The sequence below is a fragment of the Microcoleus harperi Pol14_C6 genome, from assembly GCF_036701295.1.
GTDB lineage: Bacteria > Cyanobacteriota > Cyanobacteriia > Cyanobacteriales > Microcoleaceae > Microcoleus.
In genome coordinates this window covers 26,094-42,704 of sequence record NZ_JAUBQN010000017.1, presented here as the reverse complement: position 1 = coordinate 42,704, position 16,611 = coordinate 26,094, and the positions used below count along the sequence as shown (strand labels likewise).

The 16,611-nt window shown below is 45.9% G+C and carries 14 protein-coding genes; 9 read left to right on the top strand and 5 right to left on the bottom strand.

Annotated features, from left to right (window positions below; genetic code table 11):
- The first annotated feature begins 418 nt into the window (after positions 1-418).
- From QUA27_RS13810 to QUA27_RS13780, 7 genes are all read left to right on the top strand, one after another.
- Positions 419-1,612 carry an NAD(P)/FAD-dependent oxidoreductase gene (locus QUA27_RS13810; protein WP_333068575.1) on the top strand — a complete coding sequence of 398 codons (1,194 nt, stop codon included), beginning with the start codon at positions 419-421 and terminating at the stop codon, positions 1,610-1,612.
- A gap of 178 nt (positions 1,613-1,790) precedes the next feature.
- On the top strand, positions 1,791-3,713 hold the full coding sequence (locus QUA27_RS13805; RefSeq protein ID WP_333068574.1) for a S9 family peptidase: 1,923 nt from the start codon (positions 1,791-1,793) through the stop codon (positions 3,711-3,713).
- Positions 3,714-3,716: 3 nt separating this feature from the next.
- On the top strand, positions 3,717-4,433 hold the full coding sequence (locus tag QUA27_RS13800; protein WP_333068573.1) for an HAD-IA family hydrolase: 717 nt from the start codon (positions 3,717-3,719) through the stop codon (positions 4,431-4,433).
- Between the two features lie 296 nt (positions 4,434-4,729).
- On the top strand, positions 4,730-5,353 hold the full coding sequence (locus QUA27_RS13795) for a DUF3859 domain-containing protein (protein ID WP_333068572.1): 624 nt from the start codon (positions 4,730-4,732) through the stop codon (positions 5,351-5,353).
- Between the two features lie 145 nt (positions 5,354-5,498).
- On the top strand, positions 5,499-7,283 hold the full coding sequence (locus QUA27_RS13790; RefSeq protein ID WP_333068571.1) for an asparagine synthetase B family protein: 1,785 nt from the start codon (positions 5,499-5,501) through the stop codon (positions 7,281-7,283).
- A 232-nt stretch (positions 7,284-7,515) separates the two neighbouring features.
- On the top strand, positions 7,516-8,736 hold the full coding sequence (locus QUA27_RS13785) for a diaminopimelate decarboxylase family protein (RefSeq protein WP_333068570.1): 1,221 nt from the start codon (positions 7,516-7,518) through the stop codon (positions 8,734-8,736).
- A gap of 204 nt (positions 8,737-8,940) precedes the next feature.
- Positions 8,941-10,224: a toprim domain-containing protein gene (locus QUA27_RS13780; RefSeq protein WP_333068569.1), complete on the top strand. Its 1,284-nt coding sequence runs from the start codon at positions 8,941-8,943 to the stop codon at positions 10,222-10,224.
- A gap of 319 nt (positions 10,225-10,543) precedes the next feature.
- Here QUA27_RS13780 and argJ read toward each other — a convergent pair whose 3' ends face one another.
- The 5 genes from argJ to rpsF form a co-directional block, all read right to left on the bottom strand.
- Positions 10,544-11,785: a bifunctional ornithine acetyltransferase/N-acetylglutamate synthase gene (gene argJ / locus QUA27_RS13775; RefSeq protein WP_333068568.1), complete on the bottom strand. Its 1,242-nt coding sequence runs from the start codon at positions 11,783-11,785 to the stop codon at positions 10,544-10,546.
- 299 nt (positions 11,786-12,084) lie between these two features.
- Complete coding sequence (locus tag QUA27_RS13770) at positions 12,085-12,225, bottom strand: hypothetical protein (RefSeq protein ID WP_333068643.1); 141 nt, start codon at positions 12,223-12,225, stop codon at positions 12,085-12,087.
- Between the two features lie 61 nt (positions 12,226-12,286).
- Positions 12,287-12,481, bottom strand: coding sequence for a glutamine synthetase inactivation factor IF7A (gifA, locus tag QUA27_RS13765; RefSeq protein ID WP_006631905.1), 195 nt, complete (start codon positions 12,479-12,481; stop codon positions 12,287-12,289).
- A gap of 610 nt (positions 12,482-13,091) precedes the next feature.
- On the bottom strand, positions 13,092-14,615 hold the full coding sequence (locus QUA27_RS13760) for a right-handed parallel beta-helix repeat-containing protein (RefSeq protein WP_333068567.1): 1,524 nt from the start codon (positions 14,613-14,615) through the stop codon (positions 13,092-13,094).
- 433 nt (positions 14,616-15,048) lie between these two features.
- Positions 15,049-15,384, bottom strand: a complete 336-nt coding sequence (rpsF, locus tag QUA27_RS13755) for a 30S ribosomal protein S6 (protein ID WP_015176119.1) — start codon at positions 15,382-15,384, stop codon at positions 15,049-15,051.
- A gap of 66 nt (positions 15,385-15,450) precedes the next feature.
- Between rpsF and QUA27_RS13750 the strand changes: the two genes are divergently transcribed.
- On the top strand, positions 15,451-16,317 hold the full coding sequence (locus QUA27_RS13750; protein WP_333068566.1) for a carbohydrate ABC transporter permease: 867 nt from the start codon (positions 15,451-15,453) through the stop codon (positions 16,315-16,317).
- 87 nt (positions 16,318-16,404) lie between these two features.
- Positions 16,405-16,557: a hypothetical protein gene (locus tag QUA27_RS13745; protein ID WP_333068565.1), complete on the top strand. Its 153-nt coding sequence runs from the start codon at positions 16,405-16,407 to the stop codon at positions 16,555-16,557.
- Positions 16,558-16,611 lie beyond the last annotated feature (54 nt).

Here is a 16,611-nt window from a genome sequence, read left to right as displayed (position 1 = left end):
AAACTAATATAGTACAAAATTAGTTCTGCGAACCTTCAGAAAATTTGAGGGCGGGTAATAGGTACAGCTAATCAAGGCTAGAGATATAGAAAACAGTTCGGAAACGCATTGTTTAACGGATTTAATGGATTTAACTCACGCCCAGAGCACCATACTCAAGAACAGGCTTTCCGGCCTGTTCCACAACAAGTGCATTTTCTTATGGGGATGGGCAGAAGAGTCCGCTCATAAAAAGCTTATTGAGAATGGTGCTCTAGGTGTGAGTTTAACGGATTCAACAGATGGATGTTCAGGTTCGAGGGAAAGAGGGAAGATTTTCCCATTTTCCCAGTCTCCCAGTCTCCCACTCCCCCCTTCCCCGCTCTCGTTAGAATAAGATAAGTTTCCTTGCTACCGTGAGCCCCTCAAACAAAACACCATGACTCAACAACAACCCCGGATTTGCATTCTCGGCGGAGGCTTCGGCGGACTCTACACAGCCCTGCGCTTGAGTCAGTTACCCTTCTCCAAAACCGAAAAACCCGAAATTGTCCTAGTTGACCGCCGCGACCGATTTTTGTTCGTTCCCCTGCTGTACGAACTCCTGACCGGCGAACTCCAAACCTGGGAAATTGCCCCACCGTTTGCCGAACTCTTGGAACACACAGGCGTGCGCTTTTGTCAAGGTACTGTCTCCGGCATCGATGTTGAGGAAAAGCGAGTGCAGTTGCACGACGGGCCAGAAATTCCGTGCGATCGCCTGGTTTTAGCTTTAGGCGGCGAAACCCCTCTAGATATGGTCAAGGGTGCGGTTGAATATGCTTACTCATTTCGCACTCTCGACGACGCCTACCGCTTAGAAGAAAGACTGCGGTTTTTAGAAGCCAGCAACAACGACAAAATTAGGGTTGCGATCGTCGGGGCCGGTTATTCGGGAGTAGAATTAGCTTGTAAATTAGCCGATCGACTCGGAGAAAAAGGTCGCGTGCGGTTAGTTGAGCAAAGCGACATGATTCTGCGGACATCACCGGAGTTTAACCGCGAAGCCGCCAGCCAAGCTTTAGAAAAACGGAAAGTGTGGATCGACTTAGAAACAGAAGTAGAGGCGATCGAAGCAGACACAATATCCTTACTTTACAAAGGACAATTAGATGTTCTCCCCGTAGACATAGTGCTGTGGACAGTAGGAACTCAAGTTAGTCAAGCAGTACGATCGCTACCCCTCAAACAAAACCAGCGCGGTCAATTAATCGTCAATCCGCAGATGCAAATTATCGACCATCCAGATATATTTGCCTTGGGAGACTTAGCTGAATGTTACGATGCAACTGGTCAAAAAGTCCCCGGAACAGCCCAAACAGCCTTCCAGCAAGCTGACTACACCGCCTGGAACATTTGGGCCTCCCTCACCGGCCGCCCATTACTTCCTTTCCGCTATCAGCCGCTAGGAGAAATGATGACATTAGGAATTGACAACGCAACCCTCGCCGGTTTAGGAATTAAACTCGACGGACAACTAGCCCACATTGCTCGCCGCTTAGCTTATCTCTATCGGATGCCAACATTTGACCATCAACTAAAAGTTGGTTTCAATTGGATTAGTAAACCGATTCAGGATTTGCTTAAAAGTTAGTTGATTGTAGACTGTTAACTGTTGACAGTTGACGGTTTATTATTGATTGTAGAACTTATGAGGGCGGTTCCGAAACCGGGTTTTTCACGAAAATACTTCACTACTACGCGCATATTTGGTAAAAACCTGGTTTTTTCTGTCGGAGTCTAGATTCAGAGAATATTAGGCACGAGAAAAAATGCAAAATTCCACATTTCAACAGCCAAAAACTGAAATTCCACCGTTGATAGAGCGGGAGATTCTGTTCGGAAATCCTGAAAAAACCCGCCCCCAACTTTCACCCGACGGCAAGTATCTCGCCTACATTGCACCAGATGAACACAACGTTTTGCAAGTGCAATTGCGTACCGTCGGTCAAGCAGACGATCGTCAACTGACAGCAGATAAAAAACGAGGCATTCGCATCTTTTACTGGACTTACAGCGGCGAAGAACTCATTTATCAGCAAGATATTGATGGTGATGAAAAATGGCATTTATTCTCAGTCAATATCCAGTCAAACCTGGTTCGCGACTTGACACCATTTCAAGGTGTTCGAGCTCAGCCGATCGCCCTTGACCGCAACTTCCCTAATGAAATTTTAGTGGAAATGAACATCCGCGATCGCCGCAAACACGATGTTTACCGCATCAACCTGCAAAACGGTGCCGTTGAACTCGACACCGACAACCCCGGTAACATCATGGGTTGGACTTGGATTGCTGACGCCCAATTTCAAGTGCGGGCGGCGACAGCCACAAATGCCGACGGCAGTACAGAATTGCTATTTCGAGAAACTGCCGATAAGTCTTGGGAAAGCTTGCGACGCTGGGGGCCCGATGAGGAAGGCGGTGCCGTCATGTTCTCAAAAAACGGCAAAATTCTTTACATCATCGGCAATCACGATGCTAACGCCAAACGTTCGATCGCACTAGACTTGGAAACCAAACAAGAAAGTGATATCGCCTCTGATCCAGAATACGATGTCGGCGATATTGTGATACACCCGACCAACCGAGAGATTCAAGCAGTTTCCTTCTACAAAGACAAGCAAGAGTGGCAAATTTTAGATCAAAGCATAGCAGAGGATTTTGAGAATCTCGGCAAATTTCGTCCCGGCGAATTCGACATCACCAGTCGCAACCTCGCCGACACTACTTGGCTAATTGCTTACAGGACAGACGACGGCCCAGTCTACTACTATACCTACGAGCGCACTTCCAAAACTTTCACCTTTCTATTCAGCAACCAACCCAAACTCGAAGGGCTACCGCTATCATCAATGGAACCCATTTCTTACACTGCAAGAGATGGTTTAACCATTCACGGCTACCTGACAAAACCGGTGGGTGTCTCAACACCCGTACCGACAGTCTTGCTTGTTCACGGTGGCCCCTGGGCACGCGATACCTGGGGTTACAATCCACAAGCCCAATGGCTGGCAAACCGAGGTTACGGCGTTTTGCAAATCAATTTTCGCGGTTCCACCGGTTACGGCAAAGCCTTTCTTAATGCCGGCAATCGCGAATGGGCGGCTAAGATGCACGACGACTTGCTAGATGGGGTTAATTGGCTGGTAGAAACAGGAATTGCCCAACAGGATAAAATTGCGATTATGGGCGGTTCTTACGGCGGTTATGCCGCCTTAGTGGGATTGACTTTTAGTCCCGATGTTTTTGCCTGCGCCGTCGATATTGTCGGGCCAAGCAATTTGATTACGCTGCTGCAAACGATTCCCCCTTACTGGGAACCGAGAAAAGCAAGTCTGTATCACCGCGTGGGCAATTTGGAAACAGAACCAGAGTTTTTGAAATCGATCTCGCCTTTATCTTTTGTCGATCGCATTCAGAAACCTTTACTCATCGCCCAAGGCGCTAACGACCCGCGAGTTAAATTAGCAGAAAGCGAGCAAATTGTCAATGCCATGAAGCAAGCCGGCAAACCTGTAGAATACGTGCTTTATACAGATGAAGGACACGGATTTGCGCGACCAGAAAATCGCCTGCACTTTTTTGCTATCGCCGAAGAATTCCTAGCAAAATATTTAGGCGGCAGATTTGAACCTGCGGGCAATATTGCCAATCATTCCGGTATGATAAATCCGCCAACAACTAACAACTGACTAATGACTAAAGTTATTTTTTTAGATGCCGCCGGTACATTGTTTGACGTTCGCGGCAGCGTCGGCGAAGTTTACCAAAAATTAGCCAATAGTTTTGGAGTAACAGTTAACAGTCAAGAGTTAAATGCAGCATTTTCCCACAGCTTTGCTTCAGCAAGTCCAATGGCATTTCCAGGGATAGAAGCAGCAAAAATTCCCCAGCTAGAATTTGAGTGGTGGCAAACAGTTTCCGCAAAAGCATTCCAAATAGCAGGCATTTTCCACCAATTTTCAGACTTTCCCACATTCTTTGTGGAACTCTACGCTCATTTTGCCACCGCCGAACCTTGGTTCGTGTATCCAGACGTATTGCCAGCATTAAATAAGTGGCAGCAACAAGGAATTGAATTAGCAGTAGTATCGAATTTCGATTCCCGAATTTATCCAGTATTAAAAGCACTAAATTTAGCGGAATATTTCACATCAGTGACAATTTCTACCGAGGTTGGTGCCGCAAAACCCGACTCTCAAATTTTCACCGCAGCTTTGCAAAAGCACAACTGGACTGCCGACAAGGTGTTGCATATCGGCGACAGCTTCAAGGCTGATTATTGTGGTGCTAAAAATGCGGGATTAAACGCAATTTGGTTGAATCGCCACCAGGAAAAAATAGATTCAAGAAAGTTGAATTTAACTGATTTCCAAAAAGTAGAAGAGTTTCCTAGTCTGGATTTTATATAATAAGTCAGTCCTGGACACACTCCCACAAAGAAACCGGGTTTTTTACCTAATCGGCGCGTGGCAACGCGTCTTTTCGTAAAAAACCCGGTTTTGCATGAGATCCCATGCGTCCAGCACTATAAATATGAATTTTATGAGGTTAAGGTTATGATTTTTATGAATTGACTTAGAGAGCTGTTTATTGAATAATATGAGTAATTTAACCGCAGAGGGCGCTGAGTTAGAGAAGAGAGAGGCGAGCGCTATATTTAACTTTATAGTGGGAAAGAACATTACAGATACTAATAGTGAACTTTATGGAAACTCGGCTCACTCAAACTCAGTTAGCACAGGTAGTCGCTGAAATCGACAAGTTATCGCAGCAGCGCGAGTTAGAATTGGAGCCCGCTCAGGTAAGAGAAATTTTACGAGAGTTGAATCTTCCTGATGAGCTTTTAGAAGATGCGATCGCCCAAATGCGCCGCCGCGAAGTCCTAGAAAAACAGCAGCGACGCAACCGTTGGATCGCGATCGCCTCGACAGCCGTTGTCATTTCTGCGATCGGTATAGGGGTGCTGTTCGGGCAAAATCAGCAACAAAAAACTGCTCAAGTTGTGGGAGGAGAAGACAGGATTGCGCTATCGAAAAAAGGTGGTGACAGCCTTACTCAAGTCAACCGTCAAATCAACCCCCGCATCTACTACCAGGTGACGTTGAAAAATGCTCCGATCGGCAATCAGTTGTCTCTGCAATGCGATTGGATTAATCCCAGCGGTGACATTGTTCATCAGGGCAGGTATCAAACTCGCACGATCGATACTGCGGTTTGGAATACCCACTGCTATTACGATCTCGGATCTGCTGCTGCCCCAGGCAAATGGGAAGTTCGGATGTCCCTGGATGGGCGCGTCATCAGCACTGAACCTTTCACTGTGAAATAAATAGACTTATCCAAAAAAGCCTGTTTTGAACAGGCAAGATGCCTTTTCCACAATGATTATTGGAGATATCTAAATAGACTTATCCAAAAAAGCCTGTTTTGAACAGGCAAGATGCCTTTTCCACAATAATTATTGGAGACATCTAATGGGTGCGATCGACAAACCTTCACATTTTATCGGCTACTGGGGAGAGGACGATTCCCTACGGGATAGCTTCGCCGCGCGCACAAAAACGCTCAGCCGTTTAGCCCCAGACTACTGCATTCGGCAGGGCAAATTATCCGAGTGGGCGATCGCCTCTGCATCTGTACTCACGGCTGACACAGTGACGCTGAATGCTTGCGGGCGATTTCAGACAACCGCCGATTTACGGGGAGATGCTTGGGCGGCGGTAGAAGCGAAACAGCTACGGCTGGGGCGCGATCCGTTTGGGCGAGTGCCGCTTTACTGGATGCAGTTGGGAGAAACGATTTGGTTTTCGACGCGGATGCAATTGCTGCTTCCGCTGATTGCTTCCCCTCAAATTAGCCCGATCGCCCTCCACAGCTATGCTTGCTTTTCCTACGTGCCCGCGCCGTTAACTCCGATCGAGCAAATTGCATCCGTAGCAGCCGGAAGCGAGATGGTTTGGGAAATCGCCGATGTTAACAATCTGCCGAAAGTACGCGCGGCGAAGCTATCCTGTATGGAATCGCTGCAATCCGCTTGGCAAGAAGCGCCCCAATTACTGCGCCGTGAGGATGAGGCGATCGCACAATTGCAAGGGCTGTTGCAACAGGCGATCGATCGACAAGTGGCCGATTTGCCGATCGACGAACCAGTAGGCGTTTTACTCTCCGGTGGCATCGATTCTTCCCTGGTCACGGCGCTGCTAGTGAAAGCAGGCTTGCAGGTGCGCGCCTATGCCCTCGATTTTGGTGTCGAAGCCTATTCCGAACTGCCCTACGCCCAACAGGTGGCGGACTTTTTCCAGATTCCGCTGATCCGAGTGACGGCGACGGGCGATGCAGTATTGCGGGCGATCGGGCCAACCGCCAAAGCCCTCGATTTACCCTATGGAGATGGCACAACAGCCGCGCTGTTTTTGCTCAAACAGGCGGCGGCGCAAGACGTGCGAGTTGTATTCAATGGCGAGAATGGCGATCAGCTATTTGCTGGATGGACGAACAAGCCTTTGATTGCAAACGGAGTTTACAGTGCGGAACATCCCGCGGGAGGAGAAACTTTTGAACAGCAGTATTTGCGGACGTTTCAGCGATTTTACGGTTATGAAAAACAGATTTTTTCGCCAGCAATGCTCGATCGCATCCAGTCTCACGATTTGAGTGTTTACCTGCAAGACGCGATCGATCCCGAAACCTGTCCTTCCCTGCTAGCGAGGCTACGGCGCGCTTCGCTGATGCTCAAAGGTGCCCAAAATATTCAGCCGAGGGCAACGGCATTGGGGTTTGCTTGCGGTTTGTGGGTGCGATCGCCCTTCTGCGACCCCGACCTCACGGAGTGGACGTTTCAACTCCCTGGCGAGCTGCTGCTGCAAGGTGCGTGCGAAAAATACATCCTCAAAAAAGCTGCCGAACGCTGGCTGCCGCCGGAAATTGTCTGGCGGGAAAAGCGCGGGATGGGTGTGCCGCTGAAGGTTTGGTATTACCGGGAGTTTTGGGCTGCGATCGGCGATCGGCTGAATCCGAATCTGTTGCGATCGCAAAATTGCTGGCAACCTTATTTGCCCGACGCGATGTTATCGGGACAACTCGGAGTTGCTATGCGCGATCGCTATATTGGCAATAATCTCTGGCTGCTGCTGATGTGGCAGGCATGGCGAACCGAGGTTTTAGGCGAAATTCCGGTTAAGCGATCGCTCGATCATGTGTTTTGGTTGCCACCGGCGATCGGGCAGCGCATTTGGAAATATCGCAGGAGGCTAGAATGAGCTCATCTCAAATTCGCGCTGCATCGGTATTCTTCATATCTCTCTTGTTTTCATCTGGGTGAATCTGCGTCTATCTCTTGTCATCTGCGGTTCATAAATTCTCTTTTTTCAACCGCAGATGAGGGCCGATCAACACAGATTAACGCAGATGAATTAGATCAATTTTGGTTGCACAATTCGTGATTATTAATTGTTGAATCGATTTTACAATTCCTATACTAACGGATGTAATATGACAGAATCTTTGTTACAGAATGAAACCAAAATACATTCGCCGCCGTTCTCGGAAGCATTAGCCAAGCGACTTTTGTCAACTTATGGTTCGCCCTTATATGTGTATCAGGCCGAGATCCTCAGTCAGACTCTTGAGCATATTACGCGATCGATCGACTATCCCCACGTTCAGTTTCACTTTGCCGCCGTCACCAACGGCAATATTGCTCTGTTGCAATTGATTCAGCAAGCTGGTTGGGGGCTACACGCGAATACACCAGGGGATGTTTTTTTGGGACTGAAAGCGGGTTTTACGAGCGATCGCATTGTCTACACCGGCAGTAACCTCAACAGGGCGGATATTCAGCAATTGATTGAATGGAAGATCGATCGATTCAATTTCGATAGTCTGTCGCAACTCCAGGATTTTTGCGAATATTCGCGCAGTCAACCGCGATCGATCCGTGCCGAAATCGGACTGCGCCTCAACTCACCGGAATTGACGGGAGACAGTCGGATTGGAGTGCGTCCCACCGAATTCGAGAAAGCCAACGAAATCGCGCAGCAGCAGGGGTTGAGGATTACTGGATTGCATTTTTATCGGGGGACAGGAACGAACGCCACGAGTGCTTTTACGCAGGCGATCGATCGGCTAATTGCGATCGCCCAACAGTTACCCGATTGGAAAACCCTCGATTTTGGCGGCGGTTTTGGCTATCCCTATCGAGGCGGTGCAGTGTTTGACTGGCGGGAGTTTGGTGTGGCGATTACTGAACGATTGAGTGCGCTATCTCGGCCGATCGAATTGGTGATTGAACCGGGACGATCGGCGATCGCAGGTTGTGGCGTTTTGCTTGCGAAAGTTGTGTCGGTGAAGTGGTTGGGCAATCGGCAAATTGTCGGTGTGGATACGACTGTATCAAATCTATCGGTGCCTGCGGTGCACGGGGGCTATCGGGCGATCGCAACTTGGGAAACCGACGATGTATCGCGACATGAAACGGATATTTGCGGCAACACGACTTATTCGCGGGATTATTTGGGGCGCAACTGTTGGCTACCGAAACTCAAAATTGGAGATGCGATCGCCATTTTGGATAGCGGGGCTTACGGCTATGCGATGTCGTCGCATTTTCTGCACCGCCCCCGCCCTGCTGAGGTGTTGATTGATGCTAAGGGCGATCGATTAATTCGACAGCGAGAAGACTATTCCATTTTGTTAAACGGGCAAATCTTTTAAGAGGGCATTGGGCATTGGCCATTGGGCATTGGGCATAGTTTCTTCTTTCTTCCTTCTACTTATTATCTCTCTTCTCTTCCTCTGCGCCCTCTGCGGCCTCTGCGGTAAAACCATTCCAAAACAACCGTCAACGATATAAATCCATTAAATCTATCAGGAGTAACCGAAATGGGAATGAAATGCGTCCAGTGTAATACCGACAATATGTTGAGTGATCGTACCACCAACTCAGGTCGCTGTAAACGGTGCAACCATCCGTTTGTGTTTGAACCCACTACCGTCACTGATCAAAAGTTGGCATTCACCGATCCCTTTTTCCAAAAGGCGATCGAAAATATTTCGAGCCAAAATATGTTGTTTTTTACGCACAAACAGTTTTTGTATTTTATTGACCAAAAGCTTAAATCTCGCGCCCCCCAAACCAGTTGGATTTTTTTCTACTTCTTTTTTATTATATTTGCGGGAACCTTCGGCATTCCCTTCGCTCTTACTATTTTCCCCTCAGAATTTGCATTAATTATTCCCTTCGCTCTCTACAATTTAATGTGGATATGGCTATTTTACCACTACAGCAAATCTCCTGAACAAGGTAGTCGCCACAGAAGAACTAATGCTAAAAACCTCCAGATTTTAGGGGTAATTATTTTAGTGATGGGCATTTCAGGAAGTTTGATATTTAATTATTTTCCCGGATATATCGTAGCAATTACACTAGGGCTATTTTCCTACTGGCTGGGCCTTTCACAAAAAAAACGCCCACAGATAACGGGTGAAATATTTATCGTTAATCAAGCGCAAAGCGATAAATGGCTGCAAGACTGGCAAAGGGTGAACGGCACATTAGAAAAACTGCTCCCTGCACCTCGCCAAGAAGCTTTGCCCGCCACCATCGATCGCGAAGTCAGCGTCTACAGCTTCGATCGCGCAATTATCTGTGACAGTGACGAAATAGCTCAATTCCTAATTGCCAACAACGTCCATTTTGAGAACAACTGCGCCATTCTTAGTATTAGTGGCTATCCCCAAAGCATCTTCAACACCGTCATCGAAATGCTGCGACGCAATGCCGATTTAAAAGTCTATGCGCTGCACGATGCGAACCCTGCTGGAGTTAGTTTAGTACATCAATTACAAACCAGTCCAAACTGGTTTGCCAATCAAGCCGTCACGATTTTGGATTTGGGAATTTCTCCCCGTCAAATCTTAGCAACCCGTGATATGTTTGTACAGCAATCTCAAACAATGGCACAAACCGCCCGTCAATTACCCGACGCTGTAAGGCAAGGTTTAACAGCAGAAGAACTAGCGTGGCTGGATACAGGCAATTTTGTGGAATTAGAATCGTTTACGCCGCAGCGGTTGTTGCGCGTGGTGAATTATGGACTTGCTCAGAGTGGCGATCCGCAGAGCAATGACGGCTTAATATTAGTGGATAATGCTGTCGGGTATGGTGGTGGCTATGTGTTTGTCTCCGATAGTTTTGGTTAGGGCGTGTTTTCAAACTTTATATTAGACTTATTAATAATAAGCTTAAAAAGTCTTGAAACTTAGTCTGAATAAGATTTTTAGCGCTCTTTTGTTAAAATCATAAAAAGCTGATCTCTGTAAGGGCTTTAGCGATTTTAAAATGAGGAGCAAAAAAGCTGAGATTAACTCGGTGAGTAAAGGTTTGAGATTTTTTAATTTCCCCCACTAGGGGGAATTTTAGTTTAAATTGTGTGAAATTTGCCTTCAACTTTCTCTCATCGGCTTTTGTTTGTGTAGCCCCGGTTTCTAACCACCAGGACTTCTAACCGCCCGGACTTATTTAAGTCGTATACTCGGCATTAATCTTCACGTAGTCGTAACTCAAATCGCATCCCCAAGCTTTCGCAAAACCGCTGCCATTCCCGACACTAACCTGAATTAAAACCGTATCAGCCTTCAAATATTCCCCCTCGGCAGCCGCTTTCATATAATTACTTGCAGCAGCGCGATCGAACTCTTTAGGTTGTCCGTTTTCCATCATCAAAAAATCCCCCAATTGAATCCGCAAATTCTCTTGCTCGAAAGGTACACCAGCGCGCCCAGCCGCCGCCGCAATTCTGCCCCAATTCGGATCGCGTCCGAAAATAGCAGCTTTCACCAAAGAAGAACCGACAATTGTTTTGGCAATTTTACTCGCAGAAACTTCATCTAGCGCGCCACTAACTTGCACTTCTACCAAACAAGTTGCACCTTCGCCGTCACGGGCGATCGCCTTTGCTAAATGTACGCAAACTTCTGTCAGCATCGCCTCTAATTTTTCAGCATCTGCCCCCATTTCCGTAATTGCTGGTGTGCGGGATTGACCGTTTGCCAAAGCAATTAGCGAATCGTTGGTACTGGTATCGCCGTCCACAGTAATTTGATTGAAACTTCTGTTAGCGGCCCGACTCAGCATTTCTTGCCACAAATGCGATGACACTGCTGCATCGCAAGTTACAAATGCTAGCATTGTTGCCATATTCGGGTGAATCATTCCCGAACCTTTGCAAATCCCGCCGATACGCACGGGTCGATCGCCAAACATGGTTTCCAGGGCGATCGTTTTCGGCACTAAATCAGTCGTACAAATAGCCTTAGCCGCCGCATCGGAACCAGTTTCCGATGCCTCAGCAACTAATCGGGGAATTCCCGCCCTCAGCGGCTCCATTTTTATCCGCTGTCCGATGACGCCAGTGGAGGCCAAAAGAATAGATTCTGGAGGAATATTCAGCGCTTGTCCTAACAAGTTGGCACTTTCGAGGGCATCTGCCAAACCTTGTTCGCCAGTAGCAGCATTAGCTTGTCCCGCATTGCACAAAATTGCTTTGGCGCTGGGTTTAGCTTGCAAACGCTGGCGGCAGTAGTCCACGCAAGCGGCCCGGACAGTCGATGTGGTGAAGACTCCGGCGGCGATCGCGTCCACCTCTGACAAAATTAAACTTAAATCCGGCAAGCCTGAAGGCTTCAAGCCCGCTGTAATTCCCGAGGCTCGATACCCTCTGGGTGCTGTAACTCCGCCGCCAATTTCTTTCCAGTCCGCCATGATGACCTCCCTAGTAGCCTTCAATCTGCTGAAAGGGGATTATATCAAGTTTCTCGGCACAAACGTCTTTTATTGTTTGTGATGTATAGGTTTGAGGCTATCCAACTCTCTAACTCCTCTCACTACCAGCAGCGTGATCGAGATATTACCAATTCCCAATTCCCCATAAAACTAATCGCGGCTTTCAATCTAGAGTTAGAACTCAAGAAGAAGTCGCGACGGTTTTGTAATTGACATTATTAATTTTTAGCTGGCAAACAACAAACTCGATTCAACTATCTCGCTGTTGAAAAAAGGAGTTATTTGCGCTCAATATTCGCTGGAGAACCAGCATCTAAACCCACTTCAGCAGCCACACGGCTCAGCATGGATTCCTGACGGTTTTTGACTACGTGTTGATGGCGCATCATCAGGTTGCGGGCTTGTTCTTGAGTTGACATAACTGATTTCTCCAAATTATAGGTAATAACTTCGTAGACAATTGTCGAAATTGAGCTGGCCCTAGCTCATAGTGGCGTTGCTGCGATCGTAACTGGCTTGAAAGCTGGGCTGCGGTTTGCCTTGAATGTGACCCCAGTAGTGCGTATCTTCCATCCCGACTTCGGTGGCGGTGCGGTTGAGCATGGATTGCTGGCGGTTCTTCACCAGTTGGTGGTGGCGCATCATCAGAGAGCGAGCTTGATTTTCAGTAGACATATGCGGTTCCTCCGTATTCTTTAGATTAATGTTGAGCTTGTTTTTTCTTCTCTTCTATCACTATAACAGACAATTCTGTATCTAAAGCTACCAAATTAAAATTGTCACAAAACTTTACAATTGGGCTATGGGGCGAGAATCTCGATCGAGGTTGCGGGGAGTGCGATCGAGCTTTGGCTGATTGATTCAGGCCCAACCTGAAGCAGCCGTTGGCAAAATTTGACAATATTCATCTTCTAAGAGCCACATTTTAGTGGCTACCTAATTGCTAGCGGCTAAAATAACTTTATAGTTTGGTTCAGAGTTATAGATGCAGAATTTTGCCTCTAAATGGAGGCGAGTTTGCCTTAGTTAACAGTAAACTTAATAAGTAGCTAAGTAGGTAGGTGCTGTTAAACACAATTATGTTAAGGATTATAAAGTATCCTTATCCCTAAGCGTGGCTAATGTAGCCCTGCTTACAGATTGTTACATAGCTCGGTTTAATCCCGCTTACCTACTTAAATCATTATTATTGAGTTGTGTAATTAATTTTGTTTAGGTAGTTAATACAACTATTAACAATTAATTATTACAGACCCAACTTATTTTAATGAAGGGTTGATTGGCGTCAATCAGAAAATTGAGGTGGGAACTTACCCTGCCACCAAAAATGGGGTTTTTCTCCATTGGGAAAAGCTCCAACTCTCATCTGAGATGTTTGAGAATTAGCAGTTAATGGGGTTGGGTTACTGACCGGAGATTTTAAGTAAAAATTCCCTTCTTCAGGATTAACAAATTGAGGTTCTTCTCTGACTGCAGCAGTTCCATTCGTTCCATAGATATTAGCATAGTTATCAGGAAGCCATCCAGCATAAATCGGACGGGTGGTGTTATTTTCTCCAAAGATTAAGTTCTGGCTAATCTCAATATCTTTTTGACGAAAAGTCTTTTCGATGTCAGAGTTAGCCGCCAAATAGCGCTCGCTATAACCGATTTGAAATCCCCTATTCTGGCTAAAAATATTATTCTTGATTTCAACATTTTGAAGATTATCAGAAAATAAATATAACCCTCCAGTAATCCAAAAAAAGCTATCTCCTGGGTTCGGTTTACCATAACCATTATGATGAACCGTATTATTATAAATTTTAATATTATGCCGTAACCCATCATTTCCCCATCGGGCAAAGAGAATTCCGGTTCCCCAGTTATCATAAATTAAGTTATGGTGAAATCTAATATTTTTTGCTTCTGAACCTCCTTCTACTGATAAAGCAAACCCTGCCCCATTACAATCATGAATAACATTATTAAAGACCTCAACATCTTCTAAGACTCCAAACCAACTATCCACATATAATCCTTGTCGTGCCATGCGGTGAATATAGTTATGATGGACGGTTCCATATTTACTCTTTTCTTTAACATCAATCCCTTCTTTTTTCCCATCCTTAACTAAGTTATAAGCAACTTCAAAATTTTCAACCCCGCCGATTGAAATTGCTTCATGGGGAGCTTCTGAAAAATCATTTAAAAAGTCAGCCATCTTCAGGTCGTTTGCATTAATAACCGTATTTCCCATTACTTTATAGTGATCACCCCACCAAACACCAATACCTGGGGAAAACGTATTTTCTGTTTTATTATTATAAAGGTTAATAAAATGGCTATTTCTAACTGTAATCCCAGAATTATGAGAATTAATAACTTCTAAATTTTCTACTTTAATATAACTAACATTTTGTAACAAAAATGCACCTTGATCGTGAGGGTGAGGGGATTTCTTAGCAGAGGGAGGCTCTACTTTAACCGCATCCGCCTCAATAATAACTCGTTCTTCAGGATAGGCTCGATAAGTAATCCAAGCCTTTTCTGTTCCTGAATTTTTAGCTATAATTTGTTCAGTGAGGCGATAAGTTCCCGCCCGAATATAAACTGTTTCACCCGCTTTTAATACCGACGCTGCATGATTAATTGTTGACCAAGGATGCTCAAGTGAACCATTATTTGTATCACTACCATTTGGTGAAACATAAAAAACATGAGGATGGATTTGTGCTAAAGTTCGCGATATCCCGCAGTCGCCACTAATCGCTAAGAGAAATCCTGCTAATACTAACGTGATGAACCTATGAACGGTTTTTCTAATCATGAAGTTTTTTAGATAGCATTTAATTCTCACTGTTTAAATATTAAAGGACTTTCGTAATTTTCTCAATCTAGTAAGTAGGTAGGCGCTGTCAAACACAATTATATTAAGGATGGTAAAGTATCCATATGCCCTAAGCGTGGCTAAGTTAGCCCTGTTTACATATTGTTACATAGCTTGCTTTAATCCCGCTTGCCTACTTATAATTTCAATTAACTTCAAGTCCCGCCCTTAAGAAACGATGCTGTACCCACAATTACAGAGCTCCCCCTAGCCTCTTTTTCAGGAGGATGCCAGGGGGAGCGAAAGGCTCTGACGTTAGTTTTTCAAGTTGTGTGTACGGGGTAGCCCTTAATAAAGGCGTGCCGGGGAATAAGCGGCCCTAATCGTCAAACAGTAGACTGGGACTACATAAGACGTTAAGTTGACACGAATGCTACTCGGCGACTTCAGCTTCAGCTTCCGCTTCAGGTGCATCTGGCACATCTTGCTTGATTGTCAAATAGCGAATCACTTCTTCGCTCAGACGCATCGCGCGCTCTAGGGTAAAAATTGCAGCGCCCGGAGCTGTATAGTTCATTTGAACGTATACTCCATCCCGGTGCTTGCCGATTTCGTAAGCCAAACGGCGCTTGCCACGGTGCTGAGTTTCGATGTTTTCAGCACCTTGATCGCGCAAAATAGTTTGATATTTAGCGATCGCCTGGTCTGTCATTTCTTCACCCAAATCAGGGCGCAGAATGTACATAGTTTCGTAAATAAACGGTTTCATGGCAATAATCCCCTTATGGACAACAAGGCTTCTCACGAAGCAAGGACTTATTATCATATCCCAACAATGAACAATCTCAAAACTAAAAAACCAAATTCCCCAAACAACACTCCCTCGCGGTGGAGTACCCTGTGCACGTACAGCATCATGAGCGCGATCGCACTTTTAATGCTGTTTCCCTTGCTGTGGCTGCTCAGTACCTCCCTCAAATCCGCCAACGAAAACATCTTTCAATTTCCCCCGCAACTGTGGCCGCAACAGCCAACCCTCGAAAACTTCATCAAAGTTTGGCAAACCAACCCCTTCGGCCGCTACCTGTTCAACAGCACCCTAATTGCCTGCCTCACAGTTAGCATCAACGTCCTCTTTTGCGCCCTCGCCGCTTACCCCTTAGCCAGACTCAAATTTCGCGGCCGCGAAGCCATCTTAATCACGATCGTTTCCACAATCATGATTCCTTTCCAAATAGTCATGATTCCCCTATACATATTGACAGTACAACTCGGACTAAAAAATAGCTATTTAGGCGTAATCTTTCCCGGACTAGCCTCAGCCTTCGGCATATTTTTATTACGACAAGCATTCCTAGCAGTTCCCAAAGAACTAGAAGAAGCCGCCCGCATCGACGGCTGCAGTGAATTAGGCATTTGGTGGCACGTCATGATTCCGGCAATTAAGCCAGCTTTAGTCACTCTAGGAATTTTCGTATTTATCGGTTCTTGGAGCGACTTTCTGTGGCCGCTGCTAGTTTTAGACAGGCCGGAATATTACACTTTACCTTTAGGGGTAGCCAATTTAGCCGGGACATTTTCTTTAGATTGGCGTTTAGTTGCGGCGGGTTCTATTATTTCTATTGTTCCAGTTTTGGTAGTATTTTTGCTATTGCAAAAATATATTGTACCAACAGAAACTGCGGCGGGAGTCAAAGGATAGAATCAACACAAAAAATCGGCGTTTATCCGCGTTCATCTGCGGTTAAAAATTAAAATCTTTTGAATTCACAACTAACCAAAGTTATTTTTGATGGAGGAACGGCAAGAAATCCGCTGGATTGTTGACCGCGCTCGGGTTGTAGATATCATCGCTTTTGCAAATGCGATCGATGCCGAAGACTGGCAAAAATTGCGATCGCACTTAGCTGGCGAAAGAGATATCGACTCTTCGGAATTTTGAGGAATCAAACAAACTGTGGTAATTGTCAGCCACAATCCTGAAGTGCATGGGGCT